At 50.9% G+C, this 23,534-nt stretch carries 18 protein-coding genes; 13 read left to right on the forward strand and 5 right to left on the reverse strand.

The features are described from left to right. Positions 1-5: 5 nt before the first annotated feature. Together FCL49_RS00910 and FCL49_RS00915 are read left to right on the forward strand one after the other, a co-directional pair. The gene (locus tag FCL49_RS00910; RefSeq protein WP_174352040.1) at positions 6-1,349 is read left to right on the forward strand and encodes a UDP-glucose dehydrogenase family protein; all 1,344 of its coding nucleotides are present in this window, start codon (positions 6-8) and stop codon (positions 1,347-1,349) included. A gap of 9 nt (positions 1,350-1,358) precedes the next feature. Continuing rightward, complete coding sequence (locus FCL49_RS00915; RefSeq protein ID WP_174352041.1) at positions 1,359-2,369, forward strand: NAD-dependent epimerase; 1,011 nt, start codon at positions 1,359-1,361, stop codon at positions 2,367-2,369. 208 nt (positions 2,370-2,577) lie between these two features. Here FCL49_RS00915 and hns read toward each other — a convergent pair whose 3' ends face one another. After that, positions 2,578-2,985, reverse strand: coding sequence for a histone-like nucleoid-structuring protein H-NS (gene hns, locus FCL49_RS00920; RefSeq protein WP_006321188.1), 408 nt, complete (start codon positions 2,983-2,985; stop codon positions 2,578-2,580). 697 nt (positions 2,986-3,682) lie between these two features. Here hns and FCL49_RS00925 point away from each other — a divergent pair. Further along, positions 3,683-4,267, forward strand: a complete 585-nt coding sequence (locus FCL49_RS00925; RefSeq protein ID WP_174352042.1) for a thymidine kinase — start codon at positions 3,683-3,685, stop codon at positions 4,265-4,267. Positions 4,268-4,393: 126 nt separating this feature from the next. Here the strand turns inward: FCL49_RS00925 and adhE are convergent, their stop codons facing one another. Beyond that, complete coding sequence (adhE, locus tag FCL49_RS00930; RefSeq protein WP_174352043.1) at positions 4,394-7,066, reverse strand: bifunctional acetaldehyde-CoA/alcohol dehydrogenase; 2,673 nt, start codon at positions 7,064-7,066, stop codon at positions 4,394-4,396. Between the two features lie 525 nt (positions 7,067-7,591). On the opposite strand from adhE, the gene FCL49_RS00935 reads away from it, so the two are divergent. From FCL49_RS00935 to FCL49_RS00975, 9 genes are all read left to right on the forward strand, one after another. After that, positions 7,592-8,236: a YchE family NAAT transporter gene (locus FCL49_RS00935; RefSeq protein WP_012145429.1), complete on the forward strand. Its 645-nt coding sequence runs from the start codon at positions 7,592-7,594 to the stop codon at positions 8,234-8,236. A gap of 690 nt (positions 8,237-8,926) precedes the next feature. Further along, the gene (locus FCL49_RS00940; protein ID WP_174352044.1) at positions 8,927-10,564 is read left to right on the forward strand and encodes an ABC transporter substrate-binding protein; all 1,638 of its coding nucleotides are present in this window, start codon (positions 8,927-8,929) and stop codon (positions 10,562-10,564) included. Between the two features lie 150 nt (positions 10,565-10,714). After that, a complete protein-coding gene (oppA, locus tag FCL49_RS00945; RefSeq protein ID WP_174352045.1) occupies positions 10,715-12,352 on the forward strand; it encodes an oligopeptide ABC transporter substrate-binding protein OppA in 1,638 nt (545 codons plus the stop codon). Between the two features lie 82 nt (positions 12,353-12,434). Continuing rightward, a complete protein-coding gene (gene oppB, locus FCL49_RS00950; protein ID WP_174352046.1) occupies positions 12,435-13,355 on the forward strand; it encodes an oligopeptide ABC transporter permease OppB in 921 nt (306 codons plus the stop codon). A gap of 14 nt (positions 13,356-13,369) precedes the next feature. Beyond that, on the forward strand, positions 13,370-14,278 hold the full coding sequence (gene oppC / locus FCL49_RS00955) for an oligopeptide ABC transporter permease OppC (protein WP_012145425.1): 909 nt from the start codon (positions 13,370-13,372) through the stop codon (positions 14,276-14,278). 11 nt (positions 14,279-14,289) lie between these two features. Beyond that, positions 14,290-15,306 (forward strand): ABC transporter ATP-binding protein, encoded by a 1,017-nt coding sequence (locus FCL49_RS00960; protein ID WP_135316816.1) that lies wholly within the window; start codon positions 14,290-14,292, stop codon positions 15,304-15,306. After that, positions 15,303-16,304: a murein tripeptide/oligopeptide ABC transporter ATP binding protein OppF gene (oppF, locus tag FCL49_RS00965; RefSeq protein ID WP_112348478.1), complete on the forward strand. Its 1,002-nt coding sequence runs from the start codon at positions 15,303-15,305 to the stop codon at positions 16,302-16,304. The genes FCL49_RS00960 and oppF overlap by 4 nt, the downstream gene beginning before the upstream one ends. 299 nt (positions 16,305-16,603) lie before the next feature. After that, positions 16,604-18,001, forward strand: coding sequence for an NAD(P)/FAD-dependent oxidoreductase (locus FCL49_RS00970; RefSeq protein ID WP_174352047.1), 1,398 nt, complete (start codon positions 16,604-16,606; stop codon positions 17,999-18,001). Beyond that, positions 17,998-19,215, forward strand: coding sequence for an FAD-dependent oxidoreductase (locus FCL49_RS00975; RefSeq protein ID WP_174352048.1), 1,218 nt, complete (start codon positions 17,998-18,000; stop codon positions 19,213-19,215). The genes FCL49_RS00970 and FCL49_RS00975 overlap by 4 nt, the downstream gene beginning before the upstream one ends. 71 nt (positions 19,216-19,286) lie before the next feature. Here FCL49_RS00975 and FCL49_RS00980 read toward each other — a convergent pair whose 3' ends face one another. The 3 genes from FCL49_RS00980 to FCL49_RS00990 form a co-directional block, all read right to left on the reverse strand. Continuing rightward, positions 19,287-19,643 carry a DUF1937 family protein gene (locus FCL49_RS00980; protein WP_174352049.1) on the reverse strand — a complete coding sequence of 119 codons (357 nt, stop codon included), beginning with the start codon at positions 19,641-19,643 and terminating at the stop codon, positions 19,287-19,289. A gap of 69 nt (positions 19,644-19,712) precedes the next feature. Beyond that, positions 19,713-20,960 carry an ethanolamine utilization protein EutH gene (gene eutH / locus FCL49_RS00985; protein WP_174352050.1) on the reverse strand — a complete coding sequence of 416 codons (1,248 nt, stop codon included), beginning with the start codon at positions 20,958-20,960 and terminating at the stop codon, positions 19,713-19,715. A gap of 24 nt (positions 20,961-20,984) precedes the next feature. After that, positions 20,985-22,427, reverse strand: coding sequence for a glycerol kinase (locus tag FCL49_RS00990; protein ID WP_174352051.1), 1,443 nt, complete (start codon positions 22,425-22,427; stop codon positions 20,985-20,987). Positions 22,428-22,728: 301 nt separating this feature from the next. On the opposite strand from FCL49_RS00990, the gene FCL49_RS00995 reads away from it, so the two are divergent. Further along, complete coding sequence (locus tag FCL49_RS00995; protein WP_174352052.1) at positions 22,729-23,493, forward strand: DeoR/GlpR family DNA-binding transcription regulator; 765 nt, start codon at positions 22,729-22,731, stop codon at positions 23,491-23,493. The last annotated feature ends 41 nt before the right edge of the window (positions 23,494-23,534 follow it).

Consider the following 23,534-nt stretch of genomic DNA (forward strand, 5'->3'; position numbering starts at 1 on the left):
TTCCCATGAAAGTAACAGTTTTTGGTATTGGCTATGTTGGCCTGGTGCAGGCTGCGGTGTTGGCTGAAGTCGGCCACGACGTTATGTGTATTGATATAGACGAGCGTAAAGTCGAAAACCTGAAGAAAGGGAATATCCCTATTTTTGAGCCAGGCCTGACGCCGTTGGTACAGCAAAACTATGAAGCAGGTCGCCTGCAGTTCACCACCGATGCTAAAGCCGGCGTTGAACATGGCACCATTCAGTTCATCGCCGTGGGCACGCCACCGGATGAAGACGGCTCTGCCGACCTGAAGTATGTGACGGCCGTAGCCCGTACCATCGCAGAACACATGACCGATCATAAAGTGGTGATCGATAAATCTACCGTACCGGTCGGTACCGCAGATAAAGTCCGTCAGGTTATGGAAGAAACGCTGCGCCAACGCGGTAGCCAGATTCCTTTCGATGTGGTTTCCAACCCCGAATTCCTGAAGGAAGGCGCGGCAGTAGCGGACTGCATGCGTCCTGAGCGCATTGTTATCGGTACCGATAACAAAGATGTGATTGAACCTATCCGCGAGCTGTATGAGCCGTTCAACCGCAATCACGATCGCATGATCATGATGGATATTCGCAGTGCTGAACTGACCAAGTATGCTGCCAACTGCATGCTGGCGACCAAAATCAGCTTTATGAATGAAATGTCTAATCTGGCCGAAATGCTGGGTGCAGACATTGAGAAAGTGCGTCAGGGTATCGGTTCTGATTCCCGTATTGGCTATCACTTTATCTACCCAGGTTGTGGTTATGGTGGCTCCTGTTTCCCGAAAGACGTTCAGGCCCTGATCCGCACCGCTGAACATATCGGCTACCAGCCAAAACTGTTGCAAGCCGTAGAGCAGGTTAACTATCAGCAAAAATATAAGCTGACCAAGTTCATCAAACATCACTTTGGTGAAGATCTGAAAGGTAAAACCTTTGCGCTCTGGGGGCTGGCATTCAAGCCAAATACCGACGACATGCGTGAAGCTTCCAGCCGGGTGCTGATGGAGCAACTGTGGGAGGCGGGTGCTACCGTTCAGGCGTACGACCCTGAAGCCATGAACGAAGTACAGCGCATCTACGGTCAGCGTGACGATCTGAAGCTGGTCGGTACCAAAGAAGCAGCGCTGCAGGGCGCTGACGCGCTGGTTATCTGTACCGAATGGCAGAACTTCCGTGCACCGGATTTCGACGTGATTAAAGGTTCGTTAAAGCAACCGGTGATCTTTGATGGCCGTAACCTGTTTGATCCTGAACGTTTGGAAAATCGTGGCTTTACCTATTATGCGATTGGCCGCGGTGCGTCCATTCAGCCGGTTATTTAAGGGATAAATATGAAATTCCTGGTTACAGGCGCGGCAGGGTTTATTGGTTACCACACCGCTGAGCGTCTGTTGGCCGCTGGGCATCAGGTTGTCGGTATTGACAACCTGAATGATTATTACGATGTGGGCCTGAAAATGGCTCGCCTTGATCTGCTGGCGGATAAATCTGCATTCCAGTTTATTAAGCTGGATTTGGCCGATCGTGAGGGCATGGCGCAGCTGTTTGCCGAGCATAAGTTCCAACGGGTGATCCACCTTGGTGCACAAGCCGGGGTGCGTTATTCATTGGAGAACCCACTGGCGTATGCTGACTCAAATCTCATCGGGCATATAAATGTGCTGGAAGGGTGCCGACATAATAAAGTTGAGCATTTGTTATATGCTTCTTCCAGTTCGGTATATGGCCTGAATCGTAAGCTACCCTTTGCGACCGAAGATTCTGTTGATCACCCGATATCTTTGTATGCGGCAACCAAGAAAGCCAATGAGCTGATGTCGCACAGCTACTCCCATTTATATGGTCTTCCTACCACCGGTCTGCGTTTCTTTACCGTTTATGGCCCGTGGGGGCGTCCGGATATGGCGCTGTTTAAATTTACCAAGGCCATATTGGCGGGCGAGAATATTGATGTATATAACCACGGGGAGATGCACCGTGATTTTACCTACATCGACGACATCGCTGAGGCTATTGTGCGGTTGCAGGCGATTATTCCACAGCCGAATGCAGCCTGGACGGTTGAACAGGGTTCCCCTGCAAGCAGTTCTGCGCCGTACCATGTCTATAATATCGGCAACAGCAATCCGGTGAAGCTGATGGAATATATCAGCGCATTGGAACAGGCGCTGGGGATTGAGGCACGCAAGAATATGTTGCCGATGCAACCTGGCGACGTGTTAGATACCAGTGCTGATACTGCGGAGCTTTATCGTGTGATTGACTTCAAGCCTGAAACCGGCGTTGAAGAAGGTGTGAAACGCTTTGTGGAATGGTATAAGTCTTTTTATAAAGTTCAGTAATTGAGCAGTATGTAAATGCTATAAGGGGCCACGGCCCCTTTTTTATGTCAGGAGGGGGCAGATAACCAAGAGGCAAGCCCTATGAGGTAGAAGGTTACCTACATAGGATAATTACGTAAAGCCTGGCTTTGGTTCTTCTACTACTTCTGAAAATAAGCATAACAAAAAGGCTCCCAAGGGAGCCTTTTTAACTTGCAGCGGAATGCTATTACAGCAGGAAATCGTCCAGAGATTTACCTTGCTCTTCGATAGCTTTCTTAATCACTGCTGGAGTACGGCCCTGGCCAGTCCAGGTTTTCAGTTCGCCGTTTTCGTCTTTATATTGGTATTTAGCCGGACGTGCAGCACGTTTAGCTTTACCAGCGGCTTTAGTTGCAGCCATAGTTTGCAGCAGTTCATTAGGATCAATACCGTCAGCAATCAGCATTTCACGATATTGCTGCAGTTTACGAGTGCGTTCTTCAACTTCTGCTTGAGCCTGGCTGTCTTCTTCGCGACGTTCGTTCACAACAACTTCCAGTTTTTCAAGCATTTCTTCCAGCGTTTCCAGGCTGCATTCTCTTGCCTGTGCGCGTAGAGTACGGATGTTGTTCAAAATCTTTAATGCTTCGCTCATTGTCCTAGTCTCAAATTATATTGGTGGGGGGCGTCTGGATAATAATAGAGTGCTCTTTTCTTTTCTGCAATAGCCAAATTGAAAAGGAAGGCTCAAATTTACCTTTTAAAACACTAAACCAGAACACTCTGGCTAATATAGGCAGGGGAGGTAAGTATTACAACCGTCATTTTTAAGTCAAATTTTCAACAGCGACAGTATGTTTGCTATGCCGGAATGGCATTCATGGCTAAGTTATAATTGTGTTTTATATCAATATTACGTCGAATTCTGTGGGTTAAATCACGCGACTAAGTATGCAAACACTGTAAACAATGGGGGTATACGAGTAAAGATAACGTCAAGAACTGTACCCCGGCTGTTTTATGTCATTAAATACTCTGGCGTGGTGCCAGGCAGCGTTAATAGATTTAATTCCGCCTCTGCTTGGGGCCTCTGGGGCTTTACGGTGTTGGCATAACCATTAATGCCGGGTGCTAATCATTAGCAGTAATTAAATGTGATGTCAGACAGAAATTATCCTGTAAATAGATGTAAAGGTAAGAGGTGCAGAGAACGGAATGTTTCATTTGAAAGTGGGTGTTCGTTTAGTGAGAGGTTGATTAACCCAGAGGCGTGAGCAGGCAGGCGGGTTATGTTACACTTTAGGTCTGAATCAACCTTTGAATATTTCTTATACCATTGGAGTTGCGGGCCCATGGCTCAACTTTATTTTTATTACTCTGCGATGAACGCAGGGAAATCTACCGCGTTGTTGCAATCTTCATATAATTATCAAGAGCGTGGTATGCGTACGTTGGTGTTTACCGCCGAAATAGATCATCGGTTTGGGGTGGGCAAGGTCAGTTCGCGAATCGGTCTGTCGTCACAGGCGCAGCTCTATAATAATGACTCGATGCTCTATGCGATGATTGCACAGGAACATCAACAGCAACCGATTCATTGCGTGTTGTTGGACGAGAGCCAGTTCCTGACGAAACAGCAGGTTGAGCAATTGTGTGATGTCGTCGACCAACTGGATATTCCGGTTCTGTGTTATGGCTTGCGCACCGACTTCCTGGGAGAACTGTTCATTGGCAGCCAATACTTGCTGGCCTGGGCAGACAAACTGGTAGAGTTGAAAACTATCTGTCATTGCGGACGCAAGGCCAATATGGTGCTACGGCTGGATGAGAACGGACAGGCGATGCATGCTGGTGAGCAGGTAGTGATAGGGGGGAACGAGAGCTACGTCTCCGTTTGCCGCAAGCATTACAAGGAAGCCATACAGGCACTGGAGTAGCGTTTAGAACGCTGCAGGGAGCCTTGTGGCGTGTTTTAGCGCTATTGCGCACTCAGGTAAGTACTGGTCAACGTGCCGCATAAAAAAACCGCCTTTCGGCGGTTTTTTTATTGGTTCAATGAACCGTTATTTTTTGGACTTTTTTTCTGCTTTGGCCGCCGCTGGAGCTACCAAAACTTCTTCATCTTCCGCTTCACTAAACTTACGGCCGTAGAAGGTATCCAGCATGATTTGCTTCAGTTCGGCAATCAGCGGATAACGCGGGTTGGCACCGGTACATTGGTCGTCAAAGGCGTCTTCAGACAGTTTGTCGACTTTCGCCAGGAAATCGGCCTCTGTCACACCAGCTTCACGGATGGATGCCGGTATGCCCAGTTCAGCTTTGATCTCATCGAGCCAGGTTAGCAACTTCTCGATTTTCTGCGCGGTACGGTCGCCTGGTGCGCCCAGACCGAGGTGGTCAGCGATTTCAGCGTAGCGGCGACGAGCCTGTGGGCGGTCGTACTGGCTGAAGGCCGTTTGCTTGGTTGGGTTGTCGTTCGCGTTATAGCGAATAACGTTGGAGATCAGCATGGCGTTGGCCAGACCGTGTGGGATGTGGAACTCAGAACCCAGTTTGTGGGCCATTGAGTGGCAAACCCCAAGGAAGGCGTTGGCGAATGCGATGCCGGCGATGGTCGCAGCATTGTGCACGCGTTCACGGGCGACAGGATTCTTGGCACCTTCTTTATAGCTGGCTGGCAGATACTCTTTCAGCAGTTTCAACGCTTGCAGCGCCTGACCATCAGAGTATTCGTTCGCCAGTACTGAAACGTAAGCTTCCAGTGCGTGAGTCACCGCATCCAGGCCGCCAAAGGCGCACAGGGACTTTGGCATGTTCATCACCAGGTTGGCGTCAACAATGGCCATGTCCGGGGTCAGCGCGTAATCCGCCAATGGGTATTTCTGGCCGGTCACGTCGTCGGTCACTACCGCAAATGGAGTCACTTCCGAACCGGTACCTGAGGTGGTGGTCACAGCAATCATTTTTGCTTTGACGCCCATTTTCGGGAACTTGTAGATACGTTTACGGATGTCCATAAAGCGCAGCGCTAGGTCTTCGAAATGGGTTTCAGGATGTTCGTACAGCACCCACATGATCTTCGCCGCATCCATCGGTGAACCACCGCCCAGCGCGATAATCACGTCTGGTTTAAAGGAGTTCATCTGCTCAGCGCCTTTACGCACGATGGACAGCGTTGGGTCTGCTTCAACTTCAAAGAACACTTCTGTTTCAATGCCGTGAGACTTCAGAACGGAAGTGATCTGGTCAGCATAACCGTTATTGAACAGGTAGCGGTCGGTCACAATGAAGGCGCGTTTTGCCCCGTCGGTCGCTACTTCTTCCAGCGCGATAGGCAGTGAGCCACGGCGGAAGTAGATTGATTTCGGAAGTTTATGCCACAACATGTTTTCTGCTCGCTTCGCTACAGTTTTCTTGTTGATCAGGTGTTTTGGACCGACGTTTTCAGAGATGGAGTTACCGCCCCAGGAACCGCAGCCCAGCGTCAGAGACGGAGCGAGTTTAAAGTTGTACAGGTCACCGATACCCCCCTGAGACGCTGGGGTGTTAATCAGGATACGCGCGGTTTTCATTTTGTCGCCGAAGAAGGCAACGCGTTCCGGCTGGTTATCCTGGTCGGTGTACAGGCAAGAGGTGTGGCCGATACCGCCCATGGCAACCAGTTTTTCTGCTTTGCTGACAGCGTCGGCAAAATCTTTGGCGCGGTACATGGCAAGCGTAGGGGACAGCTTTTCGTGAGCGAAAGGCTCGGTTTCATCAACCAGCTTCACTTCACCGATCAACACCTTGGTGCTTGCCGGCACTTTGATGCCTGCCATTTCAGCGATTTTCGGTGCAGACTGGCCAACGATAGCCGCGTTCAGGCCACCGTTTTTCAGGATAATGTCCTGTACGGCTTTCAGTTCTTTACCCTGCAGCATGTAGCCGCCGTGGGTAGCAAAACGTTCGCGGACTGCATCATAGATGGAGTCAACCACGATGACCGACTGCTCAGAGGCGCAAATCACACCGCTGTCGAAGGTTTTAGACATCAGAATTGAAGCGACAACGCGTTTGATATCCGCAGTTTCGTCAACCACAACCGGAGTGTTACCTGCACCAACGCCGATTGCCGGTTTGCCGGAGCTGTAGGCGGCTTTCACCATGCCTGGGCCACCGGTCGCGAGGATCAGGTTGATGTCAGGGTGATGCATTAACTGGTTGGACAGTTCAACGGTAGGTTGGTCAATCCAGCCGACGATATCTTTCGGCGCGCCGGCGGCAATTGCTGCCTGCAACACGATATCTGCTGCCTTGTTGGTAGCATTTTTCGCACGTGGGTGCGGAGAGAAGATAATGCCGTTACGGGTTTTCAGGCTGATTAACGCTTTGAAAATGGCCGTAGAAGTTGGGTTGGTGGTAGGCACGATACCGCAAATCAGGCCAATAGGCTCTGCAATGGTGATGGTACCGAAAGTATGGTCTTCGGCCAGGATGCCGCAGGTTTTTTCATCTTTATAAGCGTTGTAGATAAACTCTGATGCGAAGTGGTTCTTGATCACTTTATCTTCAACGATCCCCATACCTGACTCTTCAACGGCCAGTTTGGCCAGAGGAATACGGGCATCGGCAGCGGCGAGGGCAGCAGCGCGGAAAATCTTGTCAACTTGTTCTTGGGTGAAGTTGGCATACTCGCGCTGGGCTTTTTTTACACGTGCAACTAGCTCGTTCAGTTCAGCGACATTTGTTACAGCCATAATGCTCTCCTGATAATGTTAAACTCTTTCAGTAAATCAGCCGTGCGAGCAAGTAGTATAGACAGAACGGTGGAAAATGCTGTTTTAAAAACAAAGGCTTTCCGCCATTTTTTGTCGCATGCTGCTGATTTGCTTAAAGAGCTTTACCCGATGCTTCAGCAGGAGAAGACAGCGGGCCGAACAGAGATGCCACTTTTTCCTTAACCTGTTCTACTCCCTGACTACGACTAAGAGCTTAACTACTCTTGGGTAGTGATTTTGTGATTTAAATCATAAAAAGCGCAAGCTGACACCATTCAGCTAAGGTTTTTGAGAATCATTCTTGATAACTGCGATGCCAGGCACTTTTTTCAACATAAAAAATCATAAACCGTACATTGCTTTAACAATAGAGAATTATCTTATCGATGTGGATATAAATAGAGATAAATCTCGTTCATGAGCAATGGATTACCCGTGGCAATTCTATTACATTAGCGCGCGAAGGCAGTGTCACTTTTTAGAGCTATTAAAGCGGAGTCATTTGTGGGCCAATCTCTGTTGGATTTTTCCGGCTTCATTAAATTTTTTGTCGGCCTGTTTGCGCTGGTAAACCCGGTGGGTATTTTGCCGGTGTTTATCAGCATGACCAGCTACCAGGCGGCGGCCGGTCGCAATAAAACCAACCTGACCGCCAACCTGTCGGTCGCCATCATCCTGTGGACCTCGCTGTTTTTGGGGGAGGGGATTTTGCGCATGTTCGGTATCTCTATTGACTCGTTCCGCATTGCCGGCGGCATCCTGGTGGTCAGCATTGCCATGTCGATGATCAGTGGCAAGCTGGGTGAGGACAAACAGAACAAACAGGAAAAATCAGAGAGCGCGATCCGTGAGAGTATTGGGGTCGTGCCATTGGCATTGCCATTGATGGCCGGACCGGGTGCTATCAGTTCCACCATTGTCTGGAGTTCCCGCTACCATAGCTGGCAGAACCTGTTGGGGTTTAGCCTGGCTATCGCGTTGTTTGCCTTTTGCTGCTGGTTGTTGTTCCGGGCTGCACCTTTGCTGGTACGCTTGTTGGGGCAAACCGGCATTAACGTCATCACCCGTATCATGGGGTTGTTGCTGATGGCGTTGGGTATTGAGTTTATCGTGACTGGCATAAAGGCGATATTCCCCGGCTTGTTGTAATCAGCCAAATGAGTCGCGAATAGGATGATTCGCGGCTCAAATTAATTTTAAAAATAAAAACTATTATTAGCTCGCATTAATATAGTGCGAAATATGAATGAATTTTCTTCACTTGCACCATGATGTGGCATAAATCTCAACTTGTTGCTCAATAAAAGCTCTAAGCGTTGTTTTTACCTCTTATCTTCCCCACTTCCTGCCCTTTTTTGCCTCCCGAATATCAAATTTGCTGTTAATTTAATCACATCATTCTGTAGGGCTTGTCTCGCTTTCATCCAGGTGTTATTAGTGATTAACCGCACATAAGCAGGTGTTTGTTCTTTGAACGGCGCCTTTGTTAACTGAATGTTTCTTTATTGGGTGTGTGGGTTCGCTGCGTACGGCTTTGATGGTGATGATTCTAATTTTAACGATTAAAATCAATATGTTGAGTTGATTTCTTGTTGCCCCTTCGTCAGGGTGACAAAACCCGTCTGATGCAATAAAAGAGAATTGCTTAACATTTCTGTAAAAATTATTGGCTATGGAAATTGCCTTCTGCTAATTTCCGAGCAACTTTCTACGCGTAATTAACGGTATCGCGTCGACAAAGTGGGAACGATTTTTGCTGGTGTCTGTTTATTTAGAATTCTTATAAATACTTCACGAATATCGATAAGCAATGCTTGTTGGTGAAAAGGAGCCTCGACCATGCAGCAAACCCTAAAGCACACTCCATTGGCTATGTTGATTGCCGGTTTGCTGAGTATCAGCGCCGTTTATTCTGCTCAGGCGGCTGAGGTTCCGGCCGGGGTGCAATTGGCAGAGCAGCAGAAAATTGTTATTAACAACGGCTCGGAAGTGGCTTCATTGGATCCGCACAAGGTTGAAGGCATACCGGAAAGCAATATCATTCTGAACCTGCTGGAAGGGCTGGTCAGCACTGACGCCAATGGGCATGTGGTGCCCGCGGTAGCGGCAAATTGGGAAAATCAGGGATTTAAAACCTGGACTTTCCACCTGCGTCCCGACGCAGTTTGGAGTGATGGCTCCCCAGTTACCGCGCAGGACTTCGTCTACAGTTGGCAGCGCCTGGCCGATCCGAAAATTGGCTCACCGTATGCCAGCTACCTGCAGTACGCCAAAGTTGAAAATATTGACGCCATTCTGACCGGTAAGCAAAGCCCGCAGACTCTGGGTATTAAAGCTATCGATGATAAAACGTTGCAGGTCACGTTGAGTGAGCCGGTGCCGTATTTCATCAGCATGCTGAGCCACACCTCGCTGAAACCGGTCAAACGCTCGGTGGTTGAGAAGTTTGGCGACAAGTGGACGCTGCCTGCCAACTATGTCGGTAATGGTGCCTATCGCTTGAAAGATTGGGTGGTGAATGAGCGCATCGTGCTTGAGCGCAGCCCGAGCTACTGGAACAACAAGAAAACGGTTATCGATCAGGCAACCTTCTTGCCGATTACCTCAGAGGTCAGTGACGTCAACCGCTTCCGCAGCGGTGAAATCGATATCACCAACAGCGCCATCCCGCCGAACCTGTTCGCGAAAATGAAGAGCGAGATCCCTGAGCAATTGCACGTTAACCCTTACCTGTGCACCTTTTATTACGAGATCAACAACCAGCGCGCACCTTTTACCGATGCCCGAGTGCGAGCTGCAGTGAAACTGACGTTGGATCGCGACATCATTGCCAACAAGATCATGGGCCAGGGGCAGATCCCGGCCTACAGCTTTACCCCGAGCTTTACCGAAGGTGCCAAATTCACAGCGCCGGAATGGGCAGGGTGGAGCCAGGAACAACGTAATGCCGAGGCGAAAAAATTGTTGGCCGAGGCAGGCTTCAGCGCGGCTAAACCGCTGAAGTTTACGCTGCTGTACAACACTTCCGATCAAAACAAACAGCAGGCGATCGCTGCGGCGTCAATGTGGAAGAAAAACCTTGGCGCGGATGTCACGCTGCGTAATCAGGAGTGGAAAACCTCGCTGGAAAGCCGTCATCAGGGTCAGTACGACATAGCGCGTGCCACCTGGTGCGGTGATTATAACGAGCCCAGCGCCTTCCTGAATCTGGTTATCTCCAACAGCAGCATCAATACCATTTTCTACAAGAGCCCGGCGTTTGACGCCCTGATGGCCAGCACGCTGAAAGCGCCGGACGAAGCGGCGCGTGCTGCTCTTTATCAGCAGGCGGAGGCTCAGTTGGACAAAGACTCGGCGTTAATCCCGGTGTATTACCGTGTCAGTGCGCGCCTGATCAGACCGTCGGTGGGGGGCTTTACCGGTAAAGACCCGCTGGATTACACCGATGTAAAAAACCTGTACATCATCAAGCAGTAACTAGGGGTATTACGCCACGCCAACAGGGGTGAGTAATATCAGGGAGGCCGCCTGCCGTATTCGTTCAACGGCCGCCGGTATAACAAGGTCCGCTCACGGGCAACGCAGGCTCCACGACGAGCCTGTGATAATAAAAACTGGAGTATACACATGACCAACATCACGAAAAAAACCATCCTTGCGGCCGGCATCATTGCCGCGCTGGGTATCACAGCAACCGGAAGTGCAATTGCTGCCGTTGTGCCGGCAGGCGTACAGCTGGCAGATAAACAAGAGATCGTTAAAAACAACGGCTCGGAAGTACAGTCCCTGGATCCGCACAAAATTGAAGGCGTACCGGAAAACAACGTTACGCGCGATCTGATGGAAGGCCTGGCCAACAACGGCCCGGATGGTTCCATTGTTCCAGGCGTGGCTGAAAGCTGGGATAACAAAGACTTTAAAGTCTGGACCTTCCATCTGCGTAAAGACGCAAAGTGGTCGAATGGCAAGCCGGTAACGGCACAAGATTTCGTGTATAGCTGGCAGCGCGTGGTGGATCCGAAAACGGCATCCCCATACGCCAGCTATCTGCAATATGCTCACGTAGAAAACGTCGATGACATCATCGCCGGCAAAAAAGACAAATCCACCCTGGGCGTAAAAGCCATCGACGATCACACTTTCCAGGTCACCCTGACCGAGCCGGTGCCTTATCTGGTTGAAATGACGCCGCACTACGCGATGAAGCCAGTATTTAAAGATGCGGTCGAGAAGTTTGGCGAGAAGTGGACCCTGCCGGCGAACTACGTCAGCAACGGCGCCTACAAGTTAAAAGACTGGGTTGTTAACGAACGTATCGTGCTGGAACGTAACCCGGAATATTGGGATAACGCGAAAACCATCATTAATAAAGTGACGTTCCTGCCAATTTCGTCGGAAGTGACCGACGTAAACCGCTACCGCACCGGCGAAATCGACATGACCTATAACAACATGCCGATCGAACTGTTCCAGAAGTTGAAAAAAGAGATCCCGAAAGAAGTTCACGTCGATCCATATCTGTGTACTTATTACTACGAGATCAACAACCAGAAAGCGCCATTTACCGATCAGCGCGTACGTGAAGCGCTGAAGCTGGGTCTGGATCGCGACATCATCACCAATAAAGTGAAAAACCAGGGCGATCTGCCGGCCTACAGCTTCACCCCACCTTATACCGATGGCGCCAAGTTGACGCCACCAGAGTGGTTCGGCTGGACGCAGGAAAAACGCAATGAAGTGGCGAAAAAACTGTTGGCTGATGCGGGTTACGGCCCGGGCAAACCACTGACTTTCTCACTGCTCTACAACACCTCTGATCTGCATAAAAAACTGGCGATCGCCGCGGCATCCATCTGGAAGAAAAATCTGGGCGTGGACGTGAAGCTGGTGAATCAGGAGTGGAAAACCTTCCTGGATACCCGTCATCAGGGTACCTATGACGTTGCGCGTGCCGGCTGGTGTGCCGACTACAACGAACCAAGTTCGTTCCTGAACATGATGCTGTCTGACAGCAGCAGTAACACCCCGCACTATAAGAGCGCAGAGTTCGATAAGCTGATGGCGAACGTGTTGACGGCGAAAACCAAAGAAGAACGAGCAGGTCTGTATCAGAAAGCTGAAGTGCAGCTGGATAAGGATTCGGCCATCGTTCCGGTTTATTACTATGTGAATGCCCGTCTGGTGAAACCTTATGTTGGCGGTTACACCGGTAAAGACCCACTTGATAACGTGTACGACAAAAACCTGTACATCATCAAGCATTGATACGGTAAGTGCCGGCGGTGTGAACCGCCGGCCCATGTTGAAATAATAAGCCGTTATCAGGCTGCAGCACAGGGTTAGGGCAATGCTTAAATTTATATTTCGTCGCTTGTTAGAAGCGATCCCGACACTATTTATCCTTATTACCATCTCATTCTTTATGATGCGTCTGGCACCCGGCAGCCCATTTACGGGCGAGCGTGCGTTGCCTCCTGAAGTGATGGCCAATATCGAGGCCAAATATCATTTGAACGATCCGATCTGGAAACAGTACGGCCATTATTTGGTGCAACTGTCAAAAGGCGATTTCGGGCCGTCGTTCAAATACAAAGATTATTCAGTTAACGATCTGGTCGCCGCTTCTTTCCCGGTATCTGCCAAACTCGGCCTTGCCGCATTCTTGTTGGCGGTCGTCCTGGGGGTTAGTGCCGGGGTGGTTGCCGCACTGAATCAAAATACCAAATGGGATTATACGGTGATGGGCTTTGCCATGACCGGGGTGGTGATACCCAGTTTTGTGGTGGCGCCGTTACTGGTATTAATTTTCGCCATCACGCTGAAATGGTTACCAGGCGGCGGTTGGAACGGTGGCGCGCCGAAGTTTATTATCTTGCCGATGGTGGCGTTATCACTGGCCTATATCGCCAGCATCGCCCGTATTACACGTGGATCGATGATTGAAGTGCTGCACTCCAACTTTATCCGTACCGCCCGCGCCAAAGGGTTGCCGATGCGTCGCATCATTTTCCGCCATGCGCTCAAACCGGCGTTATTGCCCGTGCTTTCCTATATGGGCCCGGCGTTTGTCGGCATCATCACCGGGTCTATGGTGATCGAAACCATCTACGGTCTGCCGGGTATTGGCCAGCTGTTTGTTAATGGTGCGCTGAACCGCGATTATTCTTTGGTATTGAGCCTGACCATTCTGGTGGGTGGCCTGACCATTTTGTTTAACGCGATCGTCGACGTGCTGTACGCCGTTATCGATCCAAAAATTCGTTATTAAGCTGGAGCACGCAAATGATGTTGACGAAAAAGAATAGCGAGGCTCTGGAGAACTTCAGCGAAAAGCTTGAAGTGGAAGGGCGCAGCCTGTGGCAGGATGCCCGTCGCCGCTTTGTGCACAACCGTGCGGCAGTCAGCAGCCTGTTTGTACTGGCGCTGATTACCCTGTTTGTGATTGTAGCTCCATGGCTGTCACAGTTTGCCTATGACGATACCGATTGGGCGATGATGTCGGCAGCACCGGCTTTTGACGCGGGGCACTACTTCGGTACCGATTCCTCCGGGCGTGATTTGTTGGTACGTGTCGCGATTGGCGGACGTATCTCGCTGATGGTTGGCGTTTCCGCCGCGCTGGTGGCGGTGATTGTCGGCACCCTGTACGGCGCCATGTCCGGTTACCTGGGTGGTAAAATTGACTCGGTCATGATGCGTCTGCTGGAGATCCTCAACTCCTTCCCGTTTATGTTCTTCGTGATCCTGCTGGTGACCTTCTTTGGTCAAAACATCCTGCTGATCTTTGTGGCGATCGGCATGGTGTCCTGGCTCGACATGGCGCGTATTGTGCGTGGACAGACCCTGAGTCTGAAGCGTAAAGAGTTTATCGAAGCGGCGTTGGTATGCGGGGTTTCCAGCCGCAATATCGTACTGCGCCACATCGTGCCGAACGTGCTCGGCGTAGTGGTGGTATATGCCTCATTGCTGGTGCCGAGCATGATCCTGTTCGAATCCTTCCTCAGCTTCCTGGGGCTGGGTACCCAGGAGCCATTAAGCAGCTGGGGTGCATTGCTGAGCGATGGCGCCAACTCGATGGAAGTTTCACCGTGGTTGCTGCTGTTCCCGGCGGGTTTCCTGGTTGTCACTCTGTTTTGTTTCAACTTTATCGGCGATGGTCTGCGTGACGCCCTCGACCCGAAAGATCGTTAAGGAGTGCAATCATGAGCACCATTGAAAATCCGCAGTTGCAAACCAGCACCGCCGTGAAATCGTCGTTGTTGTTGGATGTCAAAGACCTGCGCGTGACCTTCGGCACTCCGGACGGTGATGTGACGGCCGTTAACGACCTGAACTTTGACCTGCGCGCCGGCGAAACGCTGGGGATCGTGGGTGAGTCTGGTTCCGGTAAATCCCAGACCGCTTTCGCGCTGATGGGACTGTTGGCCAGCAATGGCCGCATTGGCGGCTCGGCCAAATTTAATGGCCGTGAAATCCTCAATCTGCCGGAAAAACAGCTCAACAAGCTGCGGGCAGAAGAGATTTCGATGATCTTCCAGGACCCAATGACTTCGCTCAACCCTTATATGCGCGTTGGTGAGCAGTTGATGGAAGTGCTGATGCAGCACAAGAAAATGGGTAAAAGCGAGGCCTTCGAAGAGTCGGTTCGCATGCTCGATGCGGTTAAAATGCCGGAAGCGCGTAAGCGCATGCGCATGTATCCGCATGAGTTTTCTGGTGGCATGCGTCAGCGTGTAATGATTGCCATGGCGCTGCTGTGCCGGCCGAAGCTGTTGATTGCCGATGAGCCGACCACCGCACTGGACGTGACGGTTCAGGCGCAGATTATGACCTTGCTTAATGAGCTCAAGCGCGAGTTCAACACGGCTATTATCATGATCACTCACGACCTGGGTGTTGTGGCCGGTATCTGTAACAAAGTGCTGGTGATGTACGCCGGGCGGACCATGGAATACGGCAGCGCGCGTGACGTGTTCTATCACCCAAGCCATCCTTACTCCATCGGTTTGCTCAATGCGGTACCGCGTCTGGACGCCGAAGGTGAGGCGCTGATGACCATTCCAGGTAACCCGCCGAACCTGCTGCGTCTGCCGAAAGGCTGCCCGTTCCAGCCGCGTTGTGCGTACGCGATGCCGCAATGTTCGAGCGCTCCGCCATTGGAGCAATTTGGTGAAGGGCGCTTGCGTGCCTGCTTTAAACCGGTGGAGGCGTTGGTATGAGTACGGTAACCGACAAGAAAGTTCTGCTCGAAGTGGCCGATTTGAAAGTGCACTTCGACATTCATGATGACAAACAGTGGTTCTGGCAGCCGCCGAAAACCCTGAAGGCCGTTGACGGCGTGACGCTGCGCCTGTTCGAAGGGGAAACTCTGGGTGTGGTGGGTGAGTCTGGTTGTGGTAAGTCAACCTTCGCCCGCGCCATTATCGGCTTGGTGAAGGCCACCAGCGGGCGCGTTGCCTGGCTGGGTAAAGACCTGCTCGGTATGAGTGACGTTGACTGGCGCAAAACCCGTAGCGATATCCAAATGATCTTCCAGGATCCGCTGGCATCGCTGAACCCGCGTATGACCATCGGTGAAATTATTGCCGAGCCACTGCGTACCTATTACCCAAAAATGCCGCGTCAGGAAGTGAAGGACAAGGTCAAGGCGATGATGCTGAAGGTTGGCCTGCTGCCAAACCTGATCAACCGCTATCCGCATGAGTTCTCCGGCGGTCAGTGTCAGCGCATCGGCATCGCCCGTGCCCTGATCCTGGAGCCGAAGCTGGTGATTTGCGATGAGCCGGTCTCGGCGCTGGACGTGTCGATTCAGGCGCAGGTAGTTAACCTGTTGCAGCAACTGCAGCGCGAAATGGGCCTGTCGCTGATCTTTATCGCCCATGATCTGGCGGTGGTAAAACACATCTCTGACCGCGTACTGGTGATGTATCTGGGCCATGCGGTAGAGCTGGGTACCTATGACGAGGTGTATCACAACCCGCAGCACCCTTATACCAAAGCGCTGATGTCAGCGGTGCCGGTTCCGGATCCGGACAAGGAGAAGGACAAACAGATCCAATTGCTGGAAGGGGAACTGCCTTCGCCCATTAACCCGCCATCCGGCTGTGTGTTCCGCACCCGTTGCCCGATTGCCGGGCCGGAATGCGCCAAAACACGCCCGCTGCTGGAAGGCAGCTTCCGCCATGCGGTTTCTTGTTTGAAGGTTGATCCGCTGTAACTGACCGTTTCACTCTATTGTGTTGCCTAAAGGGGCTCATGTTTACATGAGCCCCTTTTGCTATGGCATTCCCGTTGCTATTTAAAACCAATGAAAATCGATGAAAACCACAAATAACTCACCAAATCAAAAATTGAAAACCAGGTGTCTATTTTGAGAATTAACTTCATCTTAATGATTATAATTGATTTTTGTTTATCATTGCGTTTTCCGGCGTGGCTTTTTGGTGTGGCTTTTGTGTTGTAATGATGTGGTTTATGTGGTTTTATTATCACATGTTTCGTGGTGAGATAACGCGTATGACACAGCTGAATGAAAATGTTGATGTGGTAGTTATTGGTGGTGGCGTGGTGGGGTGTGCCGTTTTCCGGCGTTTCACCCTTATGGGGGCGAAAACGCTATTGCTGGAGCGAGGCGGCGATATCTTGTCGGGCGCCAGCAAGGCTAACAGCGCCATTTTGCATACGGGCTTTGATGCACCTACGGGAAGCCTGGAATTACAATGCATGCAGGCTGGCTACGAAGAATATTTGGCGATCAGGGAAAAGATGAATCTCCCGCTGTTGCAGACCACGGCTATTGTGGTGGCCTGGAATGAAGAACAGCTTGCCGCTCTCCCTGGCATTGTTAAGCAAGCGCATGAAAATGGGGTGACTGACGTGGAGCAAATTTCTGCCGCTGATGTTTACCTGCGCGAGCCAAAACTGGCTGAGGGTGTGTTGGGGGGCGTATTGGTTCCCGGTGAATATGTCATCGACCCCTGGAGCGCGCCGCTCGCTTATGTCACACAGGCTGTGATGCATGGTGGAAAATACCGTTTCAACTGCGAAGTGACCAATGCGACGCAGGATGAGCAAGGCTGGTTATTAAACACCACTCAGGGCCGTGTGCGAACCAGGCTGGTGATTAACTGTGCAGGCAACCATGGCGATTTGATCGATGGCCTGTGGCGTACGCCGGACTATGAGATCCGCCCACGCAAAGGGCAGTTTCTGGTCTTTGACAAAGCGGCGGCCGCAGATATCAACGCCATTATCTTGCCGGTACCGACAGCTACCACCAAAGGCGTTCTGCTGTGTCGAACCATCTTCGGCAATATGATTTTGGGTCCAACGGCCGAAGAACAAACCGATCGTAATCGTGCGGATGTGGATGAGACGGTGCTCAAAGGGCTGATTGAAAAAGGCAGCCAAATGCTGCCGACGTTGGGCCAATATACCGTTACCGCCACCTATGCGGGGCTTCGTCCAGCAACGGAAAAGAAAGAGTATCGCATTTATCACTACCCTCAGGATAATTGGGTCAGCGTGGGTGGCATTCGTTCCACCGGGCTGACTGCCGCGTTGGGCATTGCCGACTATGTGGAAGATCTTTACCGCAACCATTTCAGCGAGCTGTTTCCCACCCAACCCCCACTCGATGTGCAGTGGCCGGTGATGCCGATGTTGTCTGAGTACCAGCCGCGCGATTATGCCTGTTCGGGCAATGGCGGCATCGTTTGTCATTGCGAATTGGTCACGCGACGCGAGCTGGAGGCGGCTTTCCACTCGGCGGTACCGCCAGAATGTATCGGGGGCTTGCGTCGCCGCACGCGCGTCATGATGGGGCGTTGTAACGGTTTTTTCTGTAGTAATCAGGTTGCCGAAATCGTGGGCGACCGTCTGGATAATACGCTGGTCGTCGGGAGGGTAGAATGAGTCAACTATACGACGTCATTATTATTGGCGCAGGGCCAGCCGGTTTGGCCGCCGCCCGGGCCTTATGGGACGAGGGAGTAAACCGCGTTCTATTGTTGGAAAGAGAAAAGGAGGCGGGTGGTGTCCCACGCCATTGTCGTCACCCGACGTTTGGAATGCAGACCTTCCACCGACCGATGAAAGGCCATATTTGGGCCGAGCGGATATTGAGCCTGGTGCAAAAAAATTGTGAAATCAGAACCGGCACCACAGTGGTGAACATCAAGCCGGGGGGAGAAGTGACGATCTCCAGTGACCGAGGTATTGAAACCCTGGTTGCCAAACGCGTCATTATTGCCACTGGCGTGCGCGAAACACCACGCCACGCCAGACTGGTTAGCGGCGTCAGGCCACAGGGGGTGCTGACCGCGGGGGCATTGCAGCAGTTTATCTATTTGAAAAAACTCAAGCCGGGTGTTCAGCCGGTGATCATAGGATCTGAATTAGTCAGTTTTTCCACTATCTGGACGTTACGCAATGCGGGTATAAAAGCCCTGGCGCTGATTGATGAAAACACCCGGCCAACTGCGTTTCGTCTGGCCGCGATATATGCTCGCCTTATGGGGGTTAAACTCCACCTGGGGGCGCATGTTACCCAGATCAATGGCCGTGAGCGGGTAGAAAGTATCGAGTTTACCGCCGCAGACGGCAGCGCGCAGCAATTGCCCTGCGACAGCATTATCTTTACCGGCCGTTTTACCGGTGAATATACGCTGATTCGTAACAGTCACCTGGCCTACGAGCCAGAGAGTGGCCGTCCCTGGTTCGATCAAGATGGCCGCTGTTCTGACCGCGATTATTATGTGGTGGGCAATATGACTCATCCCGCTGATATGGGCGATCAGTGTTACCTGGAGGGGTTACGCGTAGGTCGGTTGGTTGCACAATCACTACTACGACAAGGTGCGCAGCGTTTTGATATTCCAGTTCAATTGGATGAGGTATTCCGTATTGCCGCGCCAAATGTTATCTCCGTTTCGGCAGAGGCCGCAGATCGCGTCACATTGAACGTGCGTGTTAACCGCTATCATAAAGGCGAAATTATTGTGCGCGATGGTGAAAAGGAACTTTACCGTGGTAAACACCGTTGCTTGCCTGAACGTCGTACTCTTCTGAAAAATATCGATATTTCTGGCTTAACATCGAACAGTCAAATACGGGTTATCGCACGGTAAGCTTTCTTTACTCGGCCCATCGAATAAGCCTGCAAATTTGCAGGCTTATTTTTTGGTCGTATTACAGATAGTTATTTAAATTCGTGCTCAACTTCTGACCACAGGCTTACGCGTTGATTACGAGATTGATAGAACTCAATCTCTCGCTTGATGCCTGCACTCTTGTCCCAGCCGGCAAGATCCAAAATAACCAACTCTTCCATCAAGTCTAAAAACAGGGCGTCAACAGGAGCCCACATTTTGCCAATCTCTGCCTTATCGGTTTTTTCCAACTGTAAATTAATCGGGTGCGACATGGTTACCTGGCTGAAAACGGCATGGCCCGCCTCGATGATATTAGCCGCGACTTTGTTGCAAGCCAGGAAACGCTCCTGGACTACATTCTCATCGGCATGGCTGTAGGGGCAGGCAAGGAATATCTTACGCATGGTGACCTCATAATTTTAAAAGAAAGCTGTGCCTGGTATCAGGCACAGCGGGGGGATCAAATAAGGGGATTAAATGGCTTGAGGGACTGTAGGACGATCGTTTTGTACCCTGTCCTCTTCACCCCTATCGCGTTGTTCCATACGTTGCGCTTCCGGTACGGAAATGAAGATAGCGATGGCTACGGCAATGGCACCTGCAAGAAATTTTCCGGCCATAATTGGCAGGACCAGGGTCGGCTGGAAGTTGGCGGTAAAGGCCAAATGGTCGCCTAATGTGGCCTGGGCACAGATACCAAAGGCCACGCATAACACTTTGTCACGGGCTCGCATATCCTTGAACAGGTGATAAACGGCGATGATATTTGCCAGCACCATGACCATACCAATGGCGCCAGCGTCGGTAAGCCGAAGTTGGCGGCCAATAAACTTCATCGGGCGCTGACAATATTTTTGGAACAGGTAACAAATCGGGAAAGTCCCTGCCAGCATGATGCCGATATAACCGGCAATCTCAATGGCCCGATAAAGCTCTTTTTCGTCGGCGAAGAGGGGATCAAATACCCAACCGCCAAAGATTTTGCTGAACACGCCGGTGAAGTGCTGAATAATGCAGGCGGCCAGCACCATCTTGATAAAGGCATCCATGATTTTGCCAAAGAACAGGAAGCATTTAACCATCCACAAGGTTCGATACTTCAGTCCCAATGCCAGCAGAATACAAAAGACAAACAGGGGCGAAAGCAGTTGCAAGGCATTGAAAAAGTCGATGCTCAGGTAATGATTGGCGGGTGAAGATGTGGAGATAATGTCCCTCACAGGAATATTATTGAAGGTTATGATCGTCAATGAAATCAATACCCCAAACGGGATGCTGATCAAGCCTGCCATGGCGCCCAGGGCCAGATACTTGTGGTCTTTTTGTTGCAACATCACCAGACCGACCGGGATCAAATAAACGATGCTGGCACCCGAGGTGTAGCCAATCAACATCGCGGTGATCCATTGATCCCGGTTAGCGGCAATCGCGTCCGCCAACTGATAGCCTCCCATATCAACGGCGATAATGGAAAGGGCGGCAATGGACGCATCCGATCCCATTGATTGGAACAGTGGGCCGACGGTGTAGGTAATGGCGTAAGAGAGGATCGGGATCGCCGCCATAATACCGGCTTGTGCCAGAAATACGGGGCCGATGGAATGGATACCATTGACGAATTCTTTGCCTAAACCGCTTTCGGGTTTTATCACCGATGCCATGGCACCGAGCAGGGTTCCGGCCATAATGATATAGATAATGATGTTGCCAATCTCAGACATAACTGCCTCCATTTTTCTTATTATTTATTCGCTACGCAGATTGCGGGAACGGGCAATAATGTCCTTATATTTTGCAAAATAAGGGGACAGATCGCGTTCTGCAGGTTCAGTAGTAACGTGTTGTGTGCTGACGTTCATGGGGTGGGCATTACCTAACCCCTTGCGCGCCAGTAAAGCGACGCCTTGGGCGGTAATTTCCCGGTTTGACGGAGTAACGATGCGTTTTTGGATCAGGTTGGCCAGAAACTGTTTAAAGTAGAGATTTGCCGACAAGCCACCGTCCACGGAAATGGTGTCGCCAATGGGGCGAACTTTGTCCATGGCGTAGATCACTTCGGCTGAGCGCATGGCGATCCCTTCAAGAATGGATTGCAGCATGTCTTTGCGTTCGGTTTCCAGCGACAGCCCGGCCCAGAGACCCGCGGCCGAGCGATCCCAATATGGGCAGCCCAACCCGGAGAGCGCGGGGATAAATGCTAACCCGCGAGCGATAGCAGGCTGATCCGGGAAGTCTGAGAATTCCTCGATATCACCGTACAAGCCGATCTTTTTGGCCCAGTTGATCGCCGATGCTGCGTTATAGACGCCGCCATCCAGGCCATAGAGCGGAGGTTCGCCCGGTAATTTCCAACATAGCGTCGGCAACAGGCCCGAGCCTTGTGCATCGGGTACATCTGTGCCGGTAATAGACTGTAAAAATGCCCCGGTACCGAAAGTAATTTTCATCTGACCGGGTTGCAGGCAGCCATGGCCATAGGTACCGGCAAATTGATCGACAATGCAGGCAGTCAACGGCGTGGTATTGCCGGAGCAAGTCACGTCGCCAAAGTGGCCGATATTATCCCGAATTTCCGGCAAAGCGCCGATTGGAACGCCAAAAATCCGGCACAGTTCTTCATCCCATTGCAGAGTGTGGATATTGAACAGTGAAGTCCTGGAGGCTGAGTTGTAGTCCGTGACATGAGTGCCGCACAGATGGAACATGAAAAAACTGTCCATGGTGCCAAGCCGTAACTGACCGCGGCGGGAAAGTTCGTCTGCACCGGGCACATTGCGCATAATCCAACCCAGTTTACTGCCTGAGAAATAGGTATCCAGTGGCAAGCCGGTTTTTGCTCGCACGGTTTCCTCTACACCTTCTGCTCGCAGACGGCGGAGAACGGATTCAGTTCGCTGGTCTTGCCAAATAATGGCGTTATATAGCGGTAACCCGCTCTGTGCATCCCAGGCAACAACGCTCTCCCCCTGATGCGCCAAACCCATTGCATCGACAACGCCACACTGGCTAAGACAGGTTCGTATGTTGCGCAGGATCTCCATCGGGTCATGTTCAACCCAACCCGGATTGGGTGTTAACTGTTTATGCGCAATGGCGGCGGGAGAAAAGTGTTTCCCATCCTCGCCGAACACCACGACGCGTGTTCCTGTTGTTCCTTGGTCAATGGCTGCATAGCGTTGGTTCAGCATAAAGCCCTCAGGTCTATTTGTGGTTTAGATGTTGTCATTGTGCCCGTTTATATTACTTATTATCATTAAAACACATTAAAGCAACATCAAAATCACAACTATCGATTTAATTGTGACCAATATCGCGGTTTTTACTTATGACGGTGTGGTTATGATGTGGTTGTTGCTGTGTTTTTGTGTGTGAAAGTTCAATAGGCTGTTGCTTCATGGTTGGAGTTGGTGAACAATTGCCGTCTAAGCAATGAAAAACCCTTAAATCCACAATTTTTTTCATGTTAAATGCTACGGAATGGGTTAGAAGATGGATTATTCAAACGCACTAGAACGCAGAAACATCATTCTCGAAAAGTTGAAAACTAACGGGCAAGTGTTCGTCAATGAACTGGCTGATGACTTTAATGTTTCGCAGGAGACCATTCGCAGAGATCTCAATAAGCTTGAAGAACTCAAACACATCAAGAAAATCCATGGCGGGGCAGTTATCGCTCAGTTTGGGTTTGAGCTGGAGTTTAATCAGCGAGCCAGATTGGCCGAGGATGACAAAAAGGCGATAGCCGTTAAAGCTGCCGAGTTGATCAAGCCCGGTGACTCACTATTTATCGATTTTGGTACTACAACCTTAGAGTTTGCCAAACAGATTGCCAGCATTAACCAGCTTACCGTTATCACCAATTCGCCGGTTATTGCCAACCTGTTTCATGAAAATACGACGATTGACCTGATTTTGATCGGCGGGCAATTTGGTCTGTCAAAAATGGAATGCATTGGGCCGGTGGCATTGCAGGGCATCAGCGCTTTCTATGCAGATTATGCGGTTATCGGCGCGGGTGCGGTGAGCCCCAAGGCCGGGGTGATGGATCAGGATTTGAACGAAGCGGCGATTGCCCGTCAGATGATCAAAAACAGCAACAAAACCATTGTTCTCGCCGATGGGCATAAGCTGAATAACCATGCGACGGGCCTGGTAGCGGATTTAAAAGATATTTCGTGGCTGGTGACCAGCGATCCGGAGAAGAAATTGAAGAACCTGGTTTTCCCGGCAAATCTCCAGGTGATTGTCGCCTGACGGGGAGGGTTAACAACCATGCCAGTCATGATGACCGGCAT

It is taken from the genome of Serratia proteamaculans (assembly GCF_013337185.1).
GTDB classification, from domain to species: domain Bacteria; phylum Pseudomonadota; class Gammaproteobacteria; order Enterobacterales; family Enterobacteriaceae; genus Serratia; species Serratia proteamaculans_D.

Bases quoted from the DNA above. Each gene is read 5' to 3' on its own strand.
- FCL49_RS00910 (WP_174352040.1), top strand. From the start codon at position 6: ATGAAAGTAACAGTTTTTGGTATTGGCTATGTTGGCCTGGTGCAGGCT.
- FCL49_RS00915 (WP_174352041.1), top strand. From the start codon at position 1,359: ATGAAATTCCTGGTTACAGGCGCGGCAGGGTTTATTGGTTACCACACC.
- hns (WP_006321188.1), bottom strand. From the start codon at position 2,985: ATGAGCGAAGCATTAAAGATTTTGAACAACATCCGTACTCTACGCGCA.
- FCL49_RS00925 (WP_174352042.1), top strand. From the start codon at position 3,683: ATGGCTCAACTTTATTTTTATTACTCTGCGATGAACGCAGGGAAATCT.
- adhE (WP_174352043.1), bottom strand. From the start codon at position 7,066: ATGGCTGTAACAAATGTCGCTGAACTGAACGAGCTAGTTGCACGTGTA.
- FCL49_RS00940 (WP_174352044.1), top strand. From the start codon at position 8,927: ATGCAGCAAACCCTAAAGCACACTCCATTGGCTATGTTGATTGCCGGT.
- oppA (WP_174352045.1), top strand. From the start codon at position 10,715: ATGACCAACATCACGAAAAAAACCATCCTTGCGGCCGGCATCATTGCC.
- oppB (WP_174352046.1), top strand. From the start codon at position 12,435: ATGCTTAAATTTATATTTCGTCGCTTGTTAGAAGCGATCCCGACACTA.
- oppC (WP_012145425.1), top strand. From the start codon at position 13,370: ATGATGTTGACGAAAAAGAATAGCGAGGCTCTGGAGAACTTCAGCGAA.
- FCL49_RS00960 (WP_135316816.1), top strand. From the start codon at position 14,290: ATGAGCACCATTGAAAATCCGCAGTTGCAAACCAGCACCGCCGTGAAA.
- oppF (WP_112348478.1), top strand. From the start codon at position 15,303: ATGAGTACGGTAACCGACAAGAAAGTTCTGCTCGAAGTGGCCGATTTG.
- FCL49_RS00970 (WP_174352047.1), top strand. From the start codon at position 16,604: ATGACACAGCTGAATGAAAATGTTGATGTGGTAGTTATTGGTGGTGGC.
- FCL49_RS00975 (WP_174352048.1), top strand. From the start codon at position 17,998: ATGAGTCAACTATACGACGTCATTATTATTGGCGCAGGGCCAGCCGGT.
- FCL49_RS00980 (WP_174352049.1), bottom strand. From the start codon at position 19,643: ATGCGTAAGATATTCCTTGCCTGCCCCTACAGCCATGCCGATGAGAAT.
- eutH (WP_174352050.1), bottom strand. From the start codon at position 20,960: ATGTCTGAGATTGGCAACATCATTATCTATATCATTATGGCCGGAACC.
- FCL49_RS00990 (WP_174352051.1), bottom strand. From the start codon at position 22,427: ATGCTGAACCAACGCTATGCAGCCATTGACCAAGGAACAACAGGAACA.
- FCL49_RS00995 (WP_174352052.1), top strand. From the start codon at position 22,729: ATGGATTATTCAAACGCACTAGAACGCAGAAACATCATTCTCGAAAAG.